Origin of the sequence: Paraburkholderia dilworthii, assembly GCF_000472525.1 — a bacterium.
In the GTDB taxonomy this organism is placed as follows: Bacteria; Pseudomonadota; Gammaproteobacteria; order Burkholderiales; family Burkholderiaceae; genus Paraburkholderia; species Paraburkholderia dilworthii.
This window is the reverse complement of record NZ_AWZT01000041.1, coordinates 14,316-32,576: the sequence shown is the minus strand read 5'-3', so window position 1 is coordinate 32,576 and position 18,261 is coordinate 14,316. Positions and strand designations below refer to the sequence as shown.

Genomic DNA, 18,261 nt, shown 5'->3' with positions numbered 1-18,261 from the left:
TTAACACCACCCAAGCACGCGATAGAACGTGCGCCAAATCGCGGACGATCGAAAGACGCCCGCAGACAGTCAAGGAGATGACGATGTCCGTAGCAGCGCAAAATGGCGCCGCCTTGCCCGCGATCGATCAGCGGCAAGTGATGGGTGCGGTATTGGCCTCGTGCCTCGGTTGGGCACTGGATCTGTTCGACCTGTTCGTATTGCTGTTCGTCGCGCCAGTGGTCGGGCGGCTCTTCTTTCCGTCCGAGCATGCGATGCTTTCGCTCGCGGCGGTGTACGCGTCGTTTGCGGTGACCTTGCTGATGCGCCCGCTCGGTTCGGCATGGTTCGGCTCGTATGCGGACCGCCACGGACGCAAGGGCGCGATGATCATTGCCGTGGTCGGCGTGGGAGTTTCCACGGCCGCGTTCGGGCTCCTACCCACCGTCGCGCAGGTCGGCCTGGCGGCGCCGATCATCTTTCTCGCGCTGCGTCTCGTGCAGGGCGTGTTCGTCGGCGGCGTGGTGGCGTCGACTCATACCATCGGCACGGAATCGGTTGCGCCGAAATATCGCGGCGCGGTGTCGGGTCTGATCGGCGGCGGCGGAGCGGGGCTCGGCGCGCTGCTCGCGTCGCTCACCTATCTCGCGATGTCCACGCTGTTCCCGGGGCAGCTCTTCGACGTATGGGGCTGGCGCTGCATGTTCTTCACGGGCATCGTCAGTTCGATGCTGGGCTTGTTTGTCTTCAGCAGCCTCGAAGAATCGCCGCTGTGGAAAAAGCTCGCGGCCGAGAAAGCAGCCAAGGCCGCGGCTGCATCCACGTCGGCGGTGAAGGCGCCGGTCGAAGTGGTGCGCTCGCCGGTTCGCACGCTCTTTTCGCGCGACTACCGCTCGATCCTCCTCGTCAATCTGCTTCTGACGATAGGCGGCGGCAGCGGCTATTACCTGACCTCAGGTTACCTGCCGACTTTTCTGAAGGTGGTGAGCCATGCGCCGAACGGCGCGGCGGCGGCAATCCTGATGCTGTGTAGCGTGGCAGTGGTGATTGCATCGGTTGGGGCGGGTCATTTGAGCACCTTCATCGGGCGCAAGTCGGCGTTCCTGTGGCTCGGGACGATTCGTCTCTTTGCGTTGCCCGCGCTGTTCCTGCTATTGCCGGGCGCGTCGAGCATTACGATGGTCGGCGTCTACGCGGTGATTCTGAGCGCGCTCGGCAGCGCCGGCTATGCGCCGATCCTGATCTTTCTGAACGAGCGCTTTCCGACCGCGATTCGCGCGACCGGTACGGGATTGTCGTGGAATATCGGCTTCGCAATTGGCGGGATGATGCCGACGGCGGTCTCGCTGGTGGCAAAAGATGCGAGCCAGTTGCCGCTGACGCTCGCGATTTTTGTCGGCGCAATCAGCGTGATCTTCCTGATCGGCGCGTTTATCGTGCCGGAAACGCGCGGCAAGCTCGACAGCGGCTCGGTTCGGGAAACGGTGTAAAGCGCTGCAAGGTGATGGTTTTTGCATTGGGCGAACGCGCACGGCGCCGATGTTCACGTCACGTCACGTCGCATGACCTCACGCTCACGCGAGCGCCCTGCCGGTCGTCACCCTGCGAATCTCTTCTGTGATGATGTCGATGAGCGCAAGCGCGGCCGGATCGAGCGGACGCTTCGGATGACTCACGCGGATGATGTGCCGCACGATCGGCGGCGACGCGATTGCGCGCACACACAGCACGCCTTCGTCGACCTTGCGCTGAACCACCACGCGCGGCAGGATCGTCGCCACGCTGCTTTGTTCGACGAACTGCACGATCGTGTTGAGGAGGTCGATTTCGAACTTCGGCTTGATCACCACGTTGGCCGCGAGGAGTGCAGCATCGAGCACGCCGCGCAGGCCGTTGCGCCGCGTGGGCAGCACGAGCTCGATGCCGGCGAGCGCGGCGAGCTCGAGCGCAGGCGGCAGTTGCGGACCGAGTGCGGCGCTCGTCACGAGCACCATCTCTTCGTCGAGCAGCGGTACGACGTCGAGTGTCAAACGTCCCCGCGGCTTGTTGATGATGGCCGCGTCGAGCCGGCCTGCCTCGACGGCGTCGATCAGCTGCGCGCTGAAGCCGTCCGCGACCGATACCTCGACTTGCGGAAACATCGCGTTGAATCTGGCGAGCGATTCCGGCAGCACGCTTTCCGCCTCGGACGACACCATGCCGAGCGCGACGCGGCCAGTGACAATCGCATCGCGCCGGCTCAACTGCTCGCGTGCGCGCTCGATGTCGCGCATGATCGGGGTGTAGAGGCGATACATCTGGCGCGCGGCGTCGGTCGGCGTCATGCCGTGCGGCCCGCGCTCGAAGAGCTTCTGATGCAGTTCGGTTTCCAGCTTCGAAATCTGCATGCTGAGCGCCGGCTGCACGATATTGAGCCGCTTCGCCGCGCGCGTGACCGAGCCGTCCTCGAAAAGCGCAATGAAATACTGGATTTGCCTGAGGTCCATGAAGCGCGAAAGCGAGCCGGGGATGCCTGAAACGTCGAGTGTAATCGCAAGCCGGCGCAAAGCTCGCGGCGGCGGCCCGGACGGCGTTGCAACGCCGTCACGAACGTCTTACCGAGCGCTGCTACAATCTCGTCTTTCTCGATTGGTTGTGCGCTATGGGTTTCGAACAACTCGCTGAACTGAAGAAGCAACTGGCCGCGGCACGCGCCCAGGCTGCGCCTGCCGCGAAGGCTGACGTCCGGTCCGGTGCAAAGGCCGAGGGCAGGTCGGATGCAAGGCGCGATGTCAGGAGCGATGGCAGGCCTGGTGCGAAGGCCGCGAAGCCTGGCGCGGCGTCTGGCTCCAAGCCGGACAGACGGCCTGGCGGCAAGCCGTCGCAGCCTCGCGGTGGCCGCGGCGGTGGCGCGGGCGCAGCAGCGCAGGCGGCGCCCGCGGTGGATGCGCGGCCGGTCGATCCGGTGGTGAAGTCCATCGGGCGTCTGCAAAAGCGCTTCCCGAACGCGTTTCCGAAGAACCCGGCGCCGAAACTGCCGCTGAAGGTCGGCATCTTCGAAGACCTCGTGGTGCACGCGAAGGAACTGTCGCTGAGCGAAGCAGAACTGCGCGACGCGATCAAGACGTGGTGCCGCGGCAGCCGCTACTGGAAGTGTCTCGTCGAAGGCGCGGCTCGCGTCGATCTGACGGGCGCCGAGGCAGGCAAGGTCACGGCTCAGGAAGCGGCGGGCGCACAACGTTTGCAGGCGCATCGCGCTGCGAAAAGCTCGAAGGCGGCGGCTGCATCGGCTGGTTCGGAGAAGGAAACGCCCGCCGCAAATTCGGTGGATGCAGGGGCGCACTCGCAGGAAGCCCCGCAAGAAGCCCCGCAGGATGCGTCGCTCGAAACCCCGCAGCAAACCGGGGAGATCAAGGCGCAAGCCGGTTCCGCGGATGCGCCGCCTGACGACAAAGTTGCTGCGCAATCCGCCAACGTCTCCGAGACGACTCCCGGCGCCCCTGAAGCCTAATATCCGGGCCGGCTACCTGAAACACACGGTGGCCGTTCAGTGCGCAGCGGCGCCCAGCCTGCTGCGCACGAAGCCGACGTGTTCGCGCAATACATAGAACGCATCCGCGTAAGCGAGCGGCATGCGTAGCCCATTCAGCGATTCCTCGATCTGATCCAGTTCCGCGAAGAGCCGCTTGCGCTCTTCGTCGGTCGTCTGGGCGAGCGCGCCGCGCTCGATTGCAATCAACGAACCGTAATAGCGGTAGATGCGCGAACGCACGCGCCACCGGTACAGCGCCGGGATCAGCCGCATCGCGGGAAAAAGCAGCACGGCCACCGGCAACAGCAATACGAGCGTGCGGTCGCCGATGCTCGCGAGCCAGAACGGCAGCGTCCGGTACAGAAAGCTCTTGCCGGTGCGGTAGTAGCGTTGCGCGTCTTCGCTGATCTGATACTCGTGCGCGATCGGACTCGGAAATTGGCCCGCGCGCTGTAACAGGCCCGGCATGCCGTGCACTTCCTGCGCCGCTTCGATAAGCAGGTCGGAGATCGCCGGATGCAGATTGGTGCGCGCTACGAGCTCGACCGTCGGGCTAATCAGATGCACCGTCTCCGGCGGGATTTTATGCCGCAGATCGAGCACGCCTGGCGGTAGATCGATCTGATCCAGATACGGAAAAAGCCGCGTATAGGCGCTCGCTTCGTCGAAATTCATCACCGAAATGCCGGGCACGCGAAGCAGGCGCAGCATCAGCGCGCGTGTCGCCGAATCGCCGCTCAGGATCGCCGCGTCCACGTCGCCCGTGACGAGTTGCGTGGCCGCTTGCAGACCGTCACTCGGCACGAGTGTCGTGTCGCCGCCCGGCTCGATGCCGTTTGCATCGAGCAGCTTCAGCGCAAGCAGGCGCGTGCCGCTGCCTTCGCGGCCCACCGCGATCCGCTTGCCTTCGAGTTGCGACAGCTGCGTCACGCCGGTGCCGCGATAAAACACCGCGACGGGGATGTAGAAGACGCTGCCAAGCGACATCAGCGACGACGTATCGAGCCCATCCGCGACGCCGCCTTGCACAAGCGCAAGGTCGACGTGCTGTTTCGGGTCGAGCAGGCGCTGCAGGTTCTGCACGGAGCCATCGGATTCGAGCACCTTCAGCGTGATGCCGTTTTGCGCGAGGATTCTTCTGTATTGATCGGCGGCGACGACAAACGAGCTGTCATGCGGGCCCGCGCTGAGCGTGATGGTTTTCGGCGGAGCAGGGTCGACGAGCCACACGATCAGCGTGACCACGAGTACGGTCATCGCGGCCACGACGATATAAGGCAGTGTGTGGTCGCGCCACTCGGCGTGCGGAGAATCGCCGGGAAACTGCGGAGGACGACGCGGACGCTGCGCTTTCATAGGCATTCCGTGCAGTTGCCGGGATAGGGCATTGTCCACCGTCGCAGGCGGACTTGTCGTCGGCAGTTTGCTCTATTGACGGCGCGCGCGACAACACGCTCGCCGTAATCGGCGGCGCCGAAACCACCATTACGCGCGACGCGCCGCAGCAAAGCATGCGCCATCCGGCGAAGCCGAAGCCCAAACCCAAACCCGAGCCGCCCGCCGTAACCGAATACGGAACGCAGGCGGGCTAAGCCCGCCCGGCGAGCCACTACAGTTGCCGAATTTCCGCAAAAGTCCTTTAATCGATAAGGTAGCCAATCGTTCCTGAAGCAGTGGCCACGCTAGCAAGGAGACGATCGTGTTGTCTGCCGCATTGGATACCTTGGGTGCGTTGGCGGTGCTATTGAGCATCGCCACGCATATCGCGCTTAGGCGCAAGCGCTGAAGCTGCGCCTGCAAGTCGCCAAATCGCTCGTTTACAGTCCGTTTGCCGATTGTTCGGCTGTCCCGACGTATCTATTCGCCGCGAGCCGCTTTATCCACGCAGCCATCGTGCCTACATTGTGTCCAGTGCCAGCGCCGCAGCAGTTTTGCTGAAACAGCGTGAATGCCGCCAATCTTCGCGGCAGCATGCCGGCGCTAACTCAACTTAAGGACACACGATCATGAGCAAGCTCGCAGGCAAGGTAGCAGTCGTAACAGGCGCATCGAAAGGTATTGGCGCGGCAATCGCGAAGGCATTGGCCGCGCAGGGCGCGTCGGTGGTGGTGAACTACGCGTCGAGCAGGTCTGGTGCCGACGACGTGGTCGCCGCCATCACCGCCGCCGGCGGCAAGGCGTTGGCCGTGGCAGGCGACGTGTCGAAGGCCGCGGATGCGAAAGGCATCGTCGATACGGCGGTCGAGACTTATGGCCACCTCGATATCCTCGTCAACAACTCCGGCGTGTACGAATTCGCGCCGATCGAAGAGGTCACCGAAGAGCACTTCCACAAGCACTTCAATGTGAACGTGCTCGGCCTGCTGCTAGTCACGCAGGCGGCGGTCAAGCATCTGGGCGAAGGCGCGAGCATCGTCAACGTGGGCTCGGTTGTCAGCCGTATCACGCCGCCGGGCAGCGCGGTCTATACGGCGACAAAGGGCGCGGTGGACGGCATCACGGGCGTGCTCGCGAAGGAGCTCGCGCCGCGCAAGATTCGCGTGAATTCGGTGAACCCGGGCATGGTCGCGACCGAAGGTACGCATAGCGCGGGCATCATCGGTTCCGATCTGGAGGCGTGGGCGTTGAGCACGACACCGCTTGGGCGCATCGGTCAGCCGGACGATATCGCCGACGTCGTCGCGTTCCTCGCGTCCGACGAAGCACGCTGGCTCACCGGCGAAAGCCTGATCGCGAGCGGCGGTGCACGTTAAGAGAACGATGCTTGCGATTCGACCGTGCGTGCGCTGCCTGATTCGCACGCCGGTTGGAATGCATCGCACGGGTTGAAGAGAAGCAGCACGAAGGCAAGCGGCGCAGAAAAAGGTTGCCAGAGTTCGAATTGATGAAGCAGCACGGGTTTCATCATCGATCCGGGCAAGCTGACGGTAGTCGAGAGTTTTAGGATCGGCTGTATCGGTCAGGTGGACGAACATGTGATGCGTCGCGTCGTCAAAGCGTACGCAAGCTCACTGCAAACGATGGGCGTGGATCACGCTGCGCCGCCCGCGGCTGCCATCGAGGAGCGCAACCTGCTCGCCGAGGCGGCTTGAACAGCAACACACGACAACAACGGTGGCAACAACGGTGGCAACAACGCGGCTACACGCGCGAGGCGAGCGGCCCTGAGCGCTGTCAGTCCGAGATGAGTTTCAGCCCCGCCGGCAAGGACTCGCCGAACACGCGGCCTTCGTCGGCGTTATCGAGTTCGACGGTTTCGCTAACCATCGTGACCCACACGCGCGGCGCGCTCGCCGCTTCGAGCCGGCGCAGCACGGCATTGCGCATCTCCTCCGGCACATCGCGCGAACGGTCGCCCGTCATGCGCGCGATCTGGACCGCGGCAAAGGCGGCTGGATCAACCTTCTTCCAGTCGAGCGCGAGAATCGCGTCGAGCCATTGACTGGCCACTTCAGGCGGCACGACGCTATGCGCGCTGCCATAGAATGGCCGGCGCGCGCCGATGCGCCCAACCGCCCACCAGCTTTGATGATTCTCCGAAGGTTTCTGCAAACGCGCGAGCACCGACTCGCCGAGCTCGATTTTGCGCGCGACAGGAATGCGTTCGAGCGACGCGCTCAGGCGCACCATATCGGCGATGCCCGTTTTCGACACGTCGAACGGCAGCTTGTGACGCGATTGCGCGGCCGTCTGCAAATAGTGCATCGCATCGAGCACCCGCAGTTGCGCGCTTTCATCGAGGCCGCCCGCCGCGCGGCGCCACAGCGTCCACCATTCGGACCAGACCTGGCTTTCCTGGACGTACTGAATACCGTCATCGAATAGCGACCACAGCTGCTCGACGCGCCATTCGTCGAGCGGATAGCCAAAGCCTGGGCGCACGCAATAGCCGGCGAGATTCAGCCACAGCCGCTCATGATCCGCCGAGCGGCGGCGCCTGCGCGCGCGTTCCCACAGCGCGCCGAACAGTTCCCGCAGCAGCGCGCTGTCCCAGCTTTCGCGCGAGCCGAGCAACTGCTCGAGTTGCGCGCGCAGGCGTTTGACTTCCTTTTTATCGACGTTTTGCGAGCGTGAACCGAAGCAACGGTCGATCTGCTCGATGGCTTCGTTCAGCCGCGGATGACGCGCTTGCGTCGAATCGTCAGCGAGGTTCACCTGCGCGTCCTCGCGACGCAGCTGGAATTCCAGAAGCCAGCGCTCGGCGGGATTGTCGCGGTCGATGCAGTGCACTTCGAGCGTGCCGAGCTCGGTGAGCGACGTGGCGATCCGCACGGCGGTCTCGCGCGCGCTGCTCGCGCCGCGCGGCTGGACAATCGTCGCGATGGGCGGCAAGCGAACGAAGTCGCCGCTCGTGAGATCCGCGAGTTCGCCGGGCGCATAAACCGTGTCCGCGCTCGACGACACGAGGTGAAAGCGCACTGGGTGCCCGAGCCGCAGCGCGAATGTGCGGTCCGCAATCAGGATTTCGTGGCCTTCTTCGGTGCCGCGCGGCAGCAGGCAGATGCCGCGTTGCGCGGGCTGCGATTCCTGTTTGCCGCCGGCGGTTTCGTCGAGTACGAGGAAGTAGCTGCGCGGCGAGCCGCCGCCGATTTTCGGCGCGCCGCCCGCGCGCGCGAGGCTATAGGCGACCGCACCGCGCGCGACTGCGACATCGGGATTGTCGTTGTGCAGCACGTTGAGCGGCTCGCCGCGCCATGTGCGTAGCGTGTTCGCGAGGCGCTGCGTCAATGCGTGCGCGCGAAAGACGCCGCCGTTCAGCAGCAGGGTGTCGGGCACGGGTAGCGGTGAGGGCTGGGCGCTCGCGTCGGACGCTGCGTCGACGCGTGGAGTGGGGTCGGAAGCGGCCTCGGCACCCGCATCCTTTGCGGTCCTCGCATCGCCACCGTTCGCCGCACCGGCATCCCGCCCGTCCCGGCCATCGCGACCCAACGCCTTACGCGACTGCGCCTCAAAGCGGCTCAAAAAAGCGGCGATATGGCGCGTGACGGCGGCATCGGTCGCATAGGGCAAGCCGAACTCGACGATTGCGCCACGCGGCCGCCCGGGCCGTTCGTGCGACGCCACCGCCGGAAAAAATCCGTCGACGATCACGCGCTCCACTTCATCGCGCGTGATCTGAGCCGTGCGCGCGCCGCCGACGAGCCTGGAGCCCGCACCGAGCAGCGTGATCGACGCCGACTCGGGCGCCTGCGCTCCGAGCAGTAGCTCCTTCGCGCCCCGGCAACGCTCGACCAGTTGCGAAAGGCTCGCCGCCGACAAACGCGTGCGCTCACCGCCGCCGGCGAGGCGCGCTTCGACCAGATGCGCGAGCGCCAGATCCATGTTGTCGCCGCCGAGCATCAGATGATTACCCACGCCGATACGCGTGAGTTGTGGCTCGCCATCCGCCATGCTGACTTCGATCAACGTGAGATCGGTGGTGCCGCCGCCCACGTCGCAGATCAGCACGAGACGCGTGTGCGCGAGTTCCGCCCGAAGCCGTTCGCGATGATGGAACAGCCAGTCGTAAAACGCCGCCTGCGGTTCTTCGAGCAGCCGCAGCGCGGGCAGGCCGGCCATGCGGGCCGCTTCGACAGTCAGCGCGCGGGCGCCTTCGTCGAAAGAAGCGGGGACCGTGAGCACCACGTCCTGGTGTTCGAGTGGCGCGTCGGGAAAGCGTTGATTCCACGCTGCGCGCACGTGCGCCAGATAGCTCGCGCTGGCTTCGACCGGCGAGACTTTGTGGACTTCGTCGGCGGCGCCCCAAGGCAGAATTGGCGCAACCCGATCGACCGATGCATGCGAAAGCCAGCTTTTCGCGCTCGTCACCAGACGCCCCGGGATCTGAGCGCCGAGTAGCCGCGCGAGCCGGCCTATTACGACCGCTTGTGCGTCCGAGCCATCGCCGAAGGGTACGGCGGCGTTATTCGCGCGTTGGCTTGCGGTGTGAACTGCGTTCTCAGTCGCGCTTGGGCTCGTGGTTCGGGTTGCGTTCTGATCCGCGCGTTGGCCATCGACTTGCCGAGCGTTTTGAACCGCGCGTTGGCCCACGGCTTGCCGAGTGTCCTGATCCGCGCGTTGGCTCGGCGTTTGCCCTGTGCCTGCGTTCGCACCTGGACCAGCAGCTTGCCCCGCGCCCTTATCCGCAACTGCCGATGAAGCCCATTGCCCCTCGCTCCACGGCAATTGCAGATCGCCCGCGCTTAGCTCGCCTTGCGCGGCGTGATACCGCACCGACGGCAGCAGCGCACGCGCGGCAACTTCGCCGGGACTCACAAGCTGTTCGATCTCGAACACGCGAATCTCATCAGACCCGGCTTGCGCATAAGCGAGCACCGTATTGCTGGTGCCGAGATCGATGCCGACGCTGTACCGCTTCATCTCACTCATGCATTCGCGTTGCCGCGCACGTCGAACTCGACCTTCCAGCGCTCGTCGGTGCCGCGCGGCACGGCTTCGAGTTCGAGCGTGCCCGCTTCGGTCACGCGCGCGTGCAGCTTGACCGGCACGACTTCACCCGTGGTGCGGCCCGCGGCGGGCAGCGTCGCCTGGATCTCCTCGAGTTCCTGCAATTCGTCCGGGCCCCAGAAGTCCAGCAGCGTGCCGACCTGATCCTGGCGGCGCACCGACGACCCGAAGAACCGGAAGTGCACCGGCTCGCCGACGACGAGCCCGAACTCCTGTGCGGGGAGTTCCGCCTCAGTGCCTTCCTCCATGCCGAAGGGTGCTACACACAACGCCTGGATCGGCGGCTCCAGCCCGGGCACGGCGGGCATCGCCGATTCGATCGCAATGTAGTAAGCGCGCGCGGTGCCGCCGCGAATCCGCACGCCCTGGCCGCGTCGCACGTAGCCGTAGTAGGCCGCACCGCGTGCGACGGCCAGGTCGAGATCGGCGCCTTCGAGCAGCCGCGCCGGCGCCGCGCCTTCTGCGGCGAGCCAGCCGTTCAGCGTGTCCATAATGCGCTCGACGAGCAACGGCGACTTGAATACGCCGCCGTTGAACAGCACCGCCGTGGGATGCAGGAAGCTCGCACCTTGCGCGGCGGCGGCGTCGGATGCGCTCTCGCGCAGACCATCGAGCTCGGCGAGCGCGCCGACCTGACGGCCGAGGAACGCCGCCAGATGCCGCGTGATGCCGGCGTCCTGCGCATACGGCAAACCAAGTTGCGTAAGACCGGCCCGCGCGCGGCTCACCGGACGCGCGGCGCTGTCCACCTGCGGGAAGAAGCCGTCGAGGATGGTCTGCGTCAACTCCGCGCGCGTGAGCTCGGTGCGGATCGATCCGCCGATCAGCTTCGAGCCGCGGCTCGGCACGACGAGCGGCACGGTGTCGGTGGCGGGATCGCTGAGCAGCGTTTCCTTGGCCGAGCGGCATGCATAGGTGAGGGCGCGCAACTGCCACGCGTCGGCCTGAGTGCCTTGCGCCGCGAGCTTGCGCGCGACCACGTGCGCCAGCGCGAGGTCCATGTTGTCGCCGCCGAGCAGAATGTGTTCGCCGACCGCCACACGATGCAGTTCGAGATTACCGTCGCGCTCGATCACGGCGATCAGCGACAGGTCCGTGGTGCCGCCGCCCACATCGACCACGAGAATGATGTCGCCGACCTTGACCTGCTTGCGCCACTGGCCGCCGCTCTTCTGGATCCAGCTATAGAGCGCCGCCTGCGGTTCTTCGAGCAGCGTCATGCGGCCGTATCCCGCGGCCTCGGCGGCTTCGGCGGTCAGCTCGCGCGCGGCCGGGTCGAACGATGCCGGAATCGTGACCGTGACGTCCTGCTCGCGAAACGGCGCGTCGGGATGCAGGTGGTCCCAGGCTTCGCGCAGATGCGTCAGATAGCGCACCGAGCTTTCGAGCGGCGACACGCGTGCGACTTCGGCCGGCGCATCGTTGGGCAGAATGGCCGCGCGGCGATCGACGCCCGGATGGCAGAGCCAGCTTTTCGCGCTCGACACGAGCCGGATCGGTGTCGACGCGCCGCGGCTGCGCGCGAATTCGCCCACCGCGAACTCACGCTCGCCGGTCCACGGCAGATGGAGGTCACCCGATGCAAGTTCATCGGGATGCGGCAGGTACAGGAATGAGGGCAGCAGATCGAGATCGGCAACGGCGCCGGGCCCGGTGAGCTGGGCGATGGACAACACCGTCAGCGTGGTCTTCTCGCCGTCGCTCGCGCTTGTGTCCACGTAGGACAGCGCGCAGTGCGTCGTGCCCAGATCGATGCCGATGGAATAGCGCGCGCCGTTCATAGCTCCACCTCGGCCGGCGCTATCACGTTTGCGTTGTGGCTCTCGGCGAGCTTCGGCAGACGCACTTCGTCGACCCGCCAGCCGCGATGGCTGATGTTGCCGCTAAACGGCGCCTTGCCGACGACGTTGCCGGTCAGGCGGATCGCGCTGGCGTCGAAACCTTCCTGAAGCGTCACGCGGCTGCCTTCCGCTTCGTCGCGCACCGGGCGGATCGTGAAGTGCTCACGCAGCGTCGCGCGGCAACCTTCGTGGACGAGGCGCGCGGCGGCGCCGATATCGGCGTCGCTGAAACGCTTGATGTCTTCCTCGACGAAATCGATAAAACGCGCGTCGCGTTGCAGCAGGCCGAGCAGTTGCAGCGCGGCGTCGGGGTTGGCTTCTTTGAGCGACGGCGCGGGCTGTGAAGCGGGCTGTGAAGCGGGCGACGGCGCGGGCGTTTGCGTCCGGGTCTGCGCAGCCGTGCCGCCGTCGCGCACGCGCAGCACGCCGGCGGCGAATTCGCCGTCGCCGAGTATGCGGAAAAACGCGCTGACGGCCAGTGAAATCCTGCCGAGGAAGGACGGGTTCGAATCGGTCATAAATGCTCCTGAGATGCTCTGTTCAAGGACGAGCTGTCCTGTGTGCGCGACGCGCGACGGGTTGGCCTGGCCGTTATCGCGCGATGTGGTGAGGGCGTGCGGCGCGGCGGCGGCCGGTGCATCACCGCTTCCTGCCGCGCGGCGCTTCGCGCGCGCAAAACCCGTATTTTGCCTTGTGCGGCGCCCAACGCGGGCAAAGCCGATCATTCTCGCGGGCAATGCAGTGAGATTGGCGGCTTTCCGGGGAGCGCTTGAGCACGCTCTTGGCATGTAGATCCAAAGCTGATCTGGGCGGCGCATTCGTGCCCGCATGCAGGAGCATGTTTCTTACGACGCGGCCTGCAAAAGCCCGCGGCGCCGCGCTAGGCATCATGTCCACGTTCTTCGATTTCTTAGGCACCAGACGGCCCGAACTCCGCAACCACTTGCTCGATGAACGTGCGCAGTTTCGGCGTGACGCGGCTCGCCGGAAACACAAGGTGCATGGGCCGCGCGGGCGCTTCATAGCCGGTGAGCAGCCGCACCAGCCGTCCCGCCGCGAGTTCGTCGCGCACGGCAACTTCCGGCGCGAGGACGATGCCGGCGCCGTTGAGCGCGGCGGCAAGCAGCGCCTTGACGTCGTTGGCCTCGAAGCGGCCGGAAACCGGCACGGCGTGTTCCCGCTGCGCGGCGTCGATGAAACGCCATTCGGTCGCGGCCGGCATGCTCGTGAACATGAACGCGAGGCAGTCGTGCGCCGTCAGCGCCTGCGGCGTGGTCGGCTCGCCGCGCTTGGCCAAGTAAGCCGGCGACGCGCAGGCGACCAGCCGGTACGGCATCAACGGCCGCGCGATCAGCGTGGAATCGGATAGCGCGCCAAGCCGGATCGCAGCCTCGTAAGCTTCGTCGACCAGATCGACGAAGCGGTCGGTCAGCGTCAACTCGACCCGCACGTCCGGATGCGCTTCCAGGTAGTGCGTAATCATCGGCGCAAGGCAGCAGGCGCCGAACGTGACAGGCGCGGTAATGCGCAAGCGTCCGCGCGGCGAGGCCGACAATTCCTGCGCGACCGACTCCGCCGCTTCCGCGTCGGCAAGCAGCGCCTTGCAGCGTTCGTAAAAAATCTGACCGATCTCGGTGAGGCTCTGGCGACGCGTCGTGCGGTTCAGCAGCCGCGCGCCGACGCGCTCTTCCAGCATGCTTACATGCTTGCCGGCCATCTGCGACGAAATGCCGAACGCGAGCGCGGCTGCCGCGAACGAACCGCTATCGGCGGTTTTGACAAACACAGCCATGCTGGTGAGCCGATCCATGCACATTCCCCACTATTGCTTTCGACAGTCGTCGTGACAGGCGCGTTTATCACGCGTGAGTTTTGAATCATAGTCCGTGTCACCGATGAGCGTGTGCTCAGCGGAACGGTCCTCAGACATGCATGGAGTGTGGAACATGAAGATAGGCATTCTCGGCGCGGGTTTCCTCGGTCGCGCGATGGCGACCGTCGCACAGCGCAACGGCCACGAAGTAATGATCGCCAATTCGCGCGATCCCAAAACCTTGATCAGCACGGCGGCGGCGCTCGGCTGCGCGACGGGCACGGCACAGGAGGCAGCGAAGTTCGGCGACATCGTCGTGGTGGCGGTGCCGTTCGGGCAGATCGGTGCGCTGCCGGTTGCCGCGCTCGACGGCAAGATCGTTATCGACACATGCAATCACTATCCGGACCGCGACGGTCGAATGGAAGCACTGGAGAGCGGCGTGACGACGACGAGCCTGCTGCTTGCCGCCGCCTTGCCGGGCGCGAGAGTGGTGAAGGCGTTCAATGCCATCCTCGCGAAAGACCTGGAAACGGCCGGCACGGCGACCGGCACACCGGATCGCCGCGCGTTGCCGCTAGCCGCCGACGATCCGCAAGCAAAAGATGTCGTGAGCGCACTCGTGGATCAGTTCGGCTTCGATCCCGTCGATGCGGGCCCGCTCGCCGACAGTTGGCGCTTCGAGCGCGCGAAGCCGGTGTACTGCATCGCGCACGACCGGGCGGGCATGGTCGCGGGCCTCGCGGCCGCTCGCCGGGACGAGGAATTACCGCATGGATCGTGGCGGCACTAAGGCTCTTTTGCGTGGGTGACTCGTGCAAAGGCTCGGTCAGCGATGGCGGGTTCGCTGCTCGCCATCTCGGCGGATCGGCTCGGCTGCGACGCGGACTGCCGCAACTCTCGCGAATCGTTTTCAAGTCTCCAGGCGAGCGGCCGCCGCATATCGTTGTGACGTTTGCATCAGATAGCTTGCGACGTGATAACAACGGTGAACGCGACGCATGGCGAGCGAGTGCGAAATGTGAGAATCCGCGCGTCCCGCTTGTGATAATCCTATCAAATGGAGTACGATAGCCCGGAGTCATACGCCGGCCCGCCGTTGTGCCGTGCACCAACCCCGGACGTCTCATGCCTGATCCTTCAAAGTCGTCATCGGTCGTCGCGTTGCGCGGTGGGCCGCTCGTTTATCCGGTGCGTAATCCGGGCATGCCGTTCGACGCCTCTTGGCTCGACGCGCTTCGCGTCAACCAGTCGGCGGTCGAACGGCGCGCGGCGACGCTCGCCACACGTCGCACGGTCAAGAAAGACGCGCAGGCCGCGTGGTTGCTGAAAGCCGCCACCTGCATCGACCTGACCACGCTCAACGGCGACGACACGGAAGGCCGCGTGCGCCGTCTGTGCGCAAAGGCGCGCCAGCCGGTGCGCGCCGATATTCTCGAAGCGCTCGGCATGGCGCCGCAGCGCATCACCACGGGCGCGGTGTGCGTCTATCACCGCTTCGTCGCGACTGCCGTGGATGCGCTAAAAGGCAGCGGCATTCCGGTCGCGGCGGTGTCGACGGGCTTTCCGGCCGGGCTGATTCCGCATCCGTTGAAGCTGAAAGAGATCGAGGCGTCGGTTGCGGACGGCGCGGCGGAGATCGACATCGTCGTCACGCGTGAACATGTGCTCACCGGCAACTGGCAGGCCCTCTACGACGAAGTGCGCGAGTTCCGCGCGGCCTGCGGCCCCGCGCATCTGAAGGCCATTCTGGCGACCGGCGACATTCGCACGCTGTCGAATATCGCGCGCGCATCGATGGTCTGCATGATGGCCGGCGCCGACTTCATCAAGACATCGACGGGCAAGGAAGGCGTGAATGCAACGCTCGACGTGTCGCTCGTCATGGTGCGGATGATCCGCGAATATCACGAGCGCACTGGCGTGCCGATCGGTTTCAAGCCCGCAGGCGGCGTGTCGAACGCAAAGTCGGTGCTGTCGTATCAGATTCTGATGAAGGAAGAGCTCGGCCGCGCGTGGCTCGAACCGGAGCTTTTCCGCATCGGCGCATCGAGCCTGCTCGCCGACATCGAACGGCAGCTCGAACATCACGTGAGCGGCCGTTATTCCGCTTTCAACCGTCACCCCGTAGCCTGAAGCAGACCCACCCATGAGCGTAGCGGAGTACTTTTCTTCGATGGAATACGGTCCCGCACCCGAGGACGATCAGCCTGCGCGTGAATGGCTTGCGCAACATGACGCGCGCTTCGGCCATTTCATCGGCGGCGCGTGGCATGCGCCGGCCAGTGGCGCGCATTTCGTCTCGCATGCGCCCGCAACGGCCGAGCGACTCGCCGATATCGCGCAAGGCGACGCGGCGGATATCGACGCCGCGGTAGCCGCCGCGCGCGCCGCGCAAGCGGGCTGGTTCGCGCTAGGCGGCGCGGGGCGCGCGCGGCATCTGTATGCATTGGCTCGAATGGTGCAGCGGCATAGCCGGCTCTTTGCGGTGCTCGAAGCGCTCGATAACGGCAAGCCGATACGCGAAACGCGCGACATCGACGTGCCGCTCGTCGCCCGGCATTTTCTGCATCACGCGGGTTGGGCGCAGTTGCAGGACAGCGAATTCGCGGACCATGCGCCGCTTGGCGTGATCGGCCAGATTGTGCCGTGGAATTTTCCGCTGCTGATGCTTGCGTGGAAGATCGCGCCTGCTATCGCAACGGGCAATTGCGTCGTGTTGAAGCCGGCAGAATACACGCCGCTGACCGCGCTGCTATTCGCTGAACTCGCACATCGGGCCGGCTTGCCCGCAGGCGTGCTCAATGTCGTGACCGGCGACGGCGCGACGGGTGCGGCGCTGGTCGAGCATCCGCAAGTCGACAAGATCGCATTCACCGGTTCGACCGAGGTCGGCAAGCTGATCCGCGCGGTCACGGCGGGCTCGGGCAAATCGCTGACGCTCGAACTGGGCGGCAAGTCGCCGTTTATCGTATTCGACGACGCCGACCTCGACGGCGCGGTCGAAGGCGTCGTCGACGCGATCTGGTTCAACCAGGGGCAGGTTTGCTGCGCGGGCTCGCGCTTGCTGGTGCAGGAAGGCATCGAGGCGCGCTTCATCGCGAAGCTCAAGCGCCGCATGCAGACGCTGCGTGTGGGAGCGTCGCTCGATAAGAGCGTCGACCTGGGCGCGATCGTCGATCCGGTGCAACTTGAGCGGATTCGCTCGCTCGTCGAAACCGGGCGGCGCGAGGGTTGCGCGATCTGGCAAGCGAGCGACACCGCGTTGCCCGCCGACGGCTGCTTCTATCCGCCGACGCTCGTCACCAACGTTGCGCCCGCATCGACACTCGCCCAGCAGGAAATCTTCGGCCCGGTGCTCGTTACGATGAGCTTTCGCACGCCCGACGAAGCCATCGCGCTCGCGAACAATTCACGCTATGGACTTGCCGCCAGCGTGTGGAGCGAAACGATCGGCCGCGCGCTCGATGTCGCGCCGCGGCTCGCGGCAGGCGTCGTATGGATCAACGCGACGAATCTGTTCGATGCGGCGGTCGGTTTCGGCGGCTATCGCGAATCGGGCTATGGACGCGAGGGTGGACGTGAGGGCATTCACGAATATCTGAAACCGCGTGCGTGGCTCAATCTTCCGAAGCGCCAGCCGGTTAGCGCGGTGACGAACGTGAGCAACGATCGTCAAGTCTCGAACGTTGCGTTGATCGACCGCACGGCCAAGCTCTTTATCGGCGGCAAGCAGGTGCGTCCGGACAGCGGCTATTCGTTGACGGTGCATGCGCCGGATGGAACGCTGGCCGGCGAAGTGGGCGAAGGCAATCGCAAGGACATTCGCAATGCGGTCGAAGCGGCGCGTGCCGCGCACAAGTGGTCGCAGGCGAGCACGCATAACCGTGCGCAGGTGCTGTTCTATCTCGCGGAGAATCTGGCGGTGCGTGCGGATGAATTCGCGCATCAACTGGTCGTGCGAAACGGCGCAAGCGAAACGGCGGCGCGCGCGGAAGTCGAAGCCTCGGTCACGCGTCTTTTCACTTACGCGGCGTGGGCCGACAAGTTCGACGGCGCCGTGCATACGCCGCCGCTGCGAGGTGTCGCGCTGGCCATGCACGAGCCGCTCGGCGTGATCGGCATTGCATGTCCGGACGAGGCGCCGCTGCTCGCGTTCGTTTCGCTCGTGGCGCCGGCGCTGGCAATGGGTAATCGCGTGGTGCTGCTGCCGGGCGAGGCCGGTCCGCTTGCGGTCACGGACTTTTATCAGGTCGTCGAGACGTCGGACGTGCCGGGCGGCGTCGTGAACATCGTCACCGGCAAGCGGGAAGCGCTGCTGCCGGCGCTTGCGAGACACGACGATGTGGACGCGGTATGGTGTTTCGGCAGCGCGACGGATGCGACGCTGATCGAGCGCGAGTCGGTCGGCAACCTGAAGCGCACCTTCACCGACTACGGACGCCAGTTCGACTGGTTCGACCGTGCAAGCGAAGGGCCGCTATTTCTCCGCCAGGCAGTGCAGGTGAAGAACATCTGGATACCGTACGGAGACTGAGCGCACAGCGTACGCACGCCAACCAGAAAATGGAGAAGACAACGTGCTGAACACTCTGAACTTGCTGTTGACGAACAACGTGGCGCCGCGCGCATCGCGTCGCGCTGCGCTAAACGCCTCGCGAGGAGGGCTG

General features: G+C 65.3%; 13 protein-coding genes and 1 pseudogene. 8 read left to right on the top strand and 6 right to left on the bottom strand.

What is annotated here, in order from left to right; genetic code table 11:
• The first annotated feature begins 83 nt into the window (after nt 1–83).
• Nucleotides 84–1,469 carry an MFS transporter gene (locus F759_RS0127265; RefSeq protein WP_027802651.1) on the top strand — a complete coding sequence of 462 codons (1,386 nt, stop codon included), beginning with the start codon at nt 84–86 and terminating at the stop codon, nt 1,467–1,469.
• 84 nt (nt 1,470–1,553) lie between these two features.
• Here the strand turns inward: F759_RS0127265 and F759_RS0127260 are convergent, their stop codons facing one another.
• Entirely contained in the window at nt 1,554–2,465 is a 912-nt protein-coding gene (locus F759_RS0127260; RefSeq protein WP_027802650.1) for a LysR family transcriptional regulator, read from the bottom strand.
• Between the two features lie 155 nt (nt 2,466–2,620).
• Between F759_RS0127260 and F759_RS0127255 the strand changes: the two genes are divergently transcribed.
• Nucleotides 2,621–3,469 carry a ProQ/FinO family protein gene (locus tag F759_RS0127255; protein ID WP_027802649.1) on the top strand — a complete coding sequence of 283 codons (849 nt, stop codon included), beginning with the start codon at nt 2,621–2,623 and terminating at the stop codon, nt 3,467–3,469.
• Nucleotides 3,470–3,505: 36 nt separating this feature from the next.
• Here the strand turns inward: F759_RS0127255 and F759_RS0127250 are convergent, their stop codons facing one another.
• On the bottom strand, nt 3,506–4,846 hold the full coding sequence (locus F759_RS0127250) for a TAXI family TRAP transporter solute-binding subunit (RefSeq protein WP_027802648.1): 1,341 nt from the start codon (nt 4,844–4,846) through the stop codon (nt 3,506–3,508).
• Nucleotides 4,847–4,899: 53 nt separating this feature from the next.
• Here F759_RS0127250 and F759_RS0127245 point away from each other — a divergent pair, with 53 nt between their 5' ends.
• The 3 genes and pseudogenes from F759_RS0127245 to F759_RS41340 form a co-directional block, all read left to right on the top strand.
• The gene (locus F759_RS0127245) at nt 4,900–5,082 is read left to right on the top strand and encodes a hypothetical protein (RefSeq protein ID WP_027802647.1); all 183 of its coding nucleotides are present in this window, start codon (nt 4,900–4,902) and stop codon (nt 5,080–5,082) included.
• 414 nt (nt 5,083–5,496) lie between these two features.
• Entirely contained in the window at nt 5,497–6,243 is a 747-nt protein-coding gene (locus F759_RS0127240; protein WP_027802646.1) for a glucose 1-dehydrogenase, read from the top strand.
• 122 nt (nt 6,244–6,365) lie between these two features.
• Nucleotides 6,366–6,582: pseudogene (locus F759_RS41340) on the top strand (2-aminoethylphosphonate--pyruvate transaminase); the annotation flags it as partial.
• Nucleotides 6,583–6,664: 82 nt separating this feature from the next.
• Here the strand turns inward: F759_RS41340 and F759_RS0127225 are convergent.
• The 4 genes from F759_RS0127225 to F759_RS0127210 all read right to left on the bottom strand — a co-directional run bounded on the left by F759_RS0127225 (nt 6,665) and on the right by F759_RS0127210 (nt 13,588).
• The gene (locus F759_RS0127225; RefSeq protein ID WP_027802645.1) at nt 6,665–9,859 is read right to left on the bottom strand and encodes an Hsp70 family protein; all 3,195 of its coding nucleotides are present in this window, start codon (nt 9,857–9,859) and stop codon (nt 6,665–6,667) included.
• On the bottom strand, nt 9,856–11,718 hold the full coding sequence (locus tag F759_RS0127220; protein ID WP_027802644.1) for an Hsp70 family protein: 1,863 nt from the start codon (nt 11,716–11,718) through the stop codon (nt 9,856–9,858). The genes F759_RS0127225 and F759_RS0127220 overlap by 4 nt, the downstream gene beginning before the upstream one ends.
• Nucleotides 11,715–12,296 (bottom strand): DUF2760 domain-containing protein, encoded by a 582-nt coding sequence (locus tag F759_RS0127215; RefSeq protein WP_027802643.1) that lies wholly within the window; start codon nt 12,294–12,296, stop codon nt 11,715–11,717. The genes F759_RS0127220 and F759_RS0127215 overlap by 4 nt, the downstream gene beginning before the upstream one ends.
• A 392-nt stretch (nt 12,297–12,688) precedes the next feature.
• Nucleotides 12,689–13,588: a LysR family transcriptional regulator gene (locus tag F759_RS0127210; protein ID WP_027802642.1), complete on the bottom strand. Its 900-nt coding sequence runs from the start codon at nt 13,586–13,588 to the stop codon at nt 12,689–12,691.
• A gap of 85 nt (nt 13,589–13,673) precedes the next feature.
• On the opposite strand from F759_RS0127210, the gene F759_RS0127205 reads away from it, so the two are divergent.
• The 3 genes from F759_RS0127205 to F759_RS0127190 all read left to right on the top strand — a co-directional run bounded on the left by F759_RS0127205 (nt 13,674) and on the right by F759_RS0127190 (nt 18,128).
• A complete protein-coding gene (locus tag F759_RS0127205; protein WP_322787118.1) occupies nt 13,674–14,384 on the top strand; it encodes an NADPH-dependent F420 reductase in 711 nt (236 codons plus the stop codon).
• A 335-nt stretch (nt 14,385–14,719) separates the two neighbouring features.
• Nucleotides 14,720–15,727: a deoxyribose-phosphate aldolase gene (gene deoC, locus F759_RS0127195; protein ID WP_027802640.1), complete on the top strand. Its 1,008-nt coding sequence runs from the start codon at nt 14,720–14,722 to the stop codon at nt 15,725–15,727.
• Between the two features lie 13 nt (nt 15,728–15,740).
• Nucleotides 15,741–18,128, top strand: a complete 2,388-nt coding sequence (locus F759_RS0127190) for an aldehyde dehydrogenase family protein (RefSeq protein ID WP_027802639.1) — start codon at nt 15,741–15,743, stop codon at nt 18,126–18,128.
• Nucleotides 18,129–18,261 lie beyond the last annotated feature (133 nt).

Coding starts and splice junctions, on each gene's coding strand:
- F759_RS0127210 (WP_027802642.1), bottom strand. CDS start 13,588: ATGGATCGGCTCACCAGCATGGCTGTGTTTGTCAAAACCGCCGATAGC.
- deoC (WP_027802640.1), top strand. CDS start 14,720: ATGCCTGATCCTTCAAAGTCGTCATCGGTCGTCGCGTTGCGCGGTGGG.
- F759_RS0127225 (WP_027802645.1), bottom strand. CDS start 9,859: ATGAGTGAGATGAAGCGGTACAGCGTCGGCATCGATCTCGGCACCAGC.
- F759_RS0127260 (WP_027802650.1), bottom strand. CDS start 2,465: ATGGACCTCAGGCAAATCCAGTATTTCATTGCGCTTTTCGAGGACGGC.
- F759_RS0127240 (WP_027802646.1), top strand. CDS start 5,497: ATGAGCAAGCTCGCAGGCAAGGTAGCAGTCGTAACAGGCGCATCGAAA.
- F759_RS0127205 (WP_322787118.1), top strand. CDS start 13,674: ATGAGCGTGTGCTCAGCGGAACGGTCCTCAGACATGCATGGAGTGTGG.
- F759_RS0127220 (WP_027802644.1), bottom strand. CDS start 11,718: ATGAACGGCGCGCGCTATTCCATCGGCATCGATCTGGGCACGACGCAC.
- F759_RS0127265 (WP_027802651.1), top strand. CDS start 84: ATGTCCGTAGCAGCGCAAAATGGCGCCGCCTTGCCCGCGATCGATCAG.
- F759_RS0127215 (WP_027802643.1), bottom strand. CDS start 12,296: ATGACCGATTCGAACCCGTCCTTCCTCGGCAGGATTTCACTGGCCGTC.
- F759_RS0127250 (WP_027802648.1), bottom strand. CDS start 4,846: ATGAAAGCGCAGCGTCCGCGTCGTCCTCCGCAGTTTCCCGGCGATTCT.
- F759_RS0127255 (WP_027802649.1), top strand. CDS start 2,621: ATGGGTTTCGAACAACTCGCTGAACTGAAGAAGCAACTGGCCGCGGCA.
- F759_RS0127190 (WP_027802639.1), top strand. CDS start 15,741: ATGAGCGTAGCGGAGTACTTTTCTTCGATGGAATACGGTCCCGCACCC.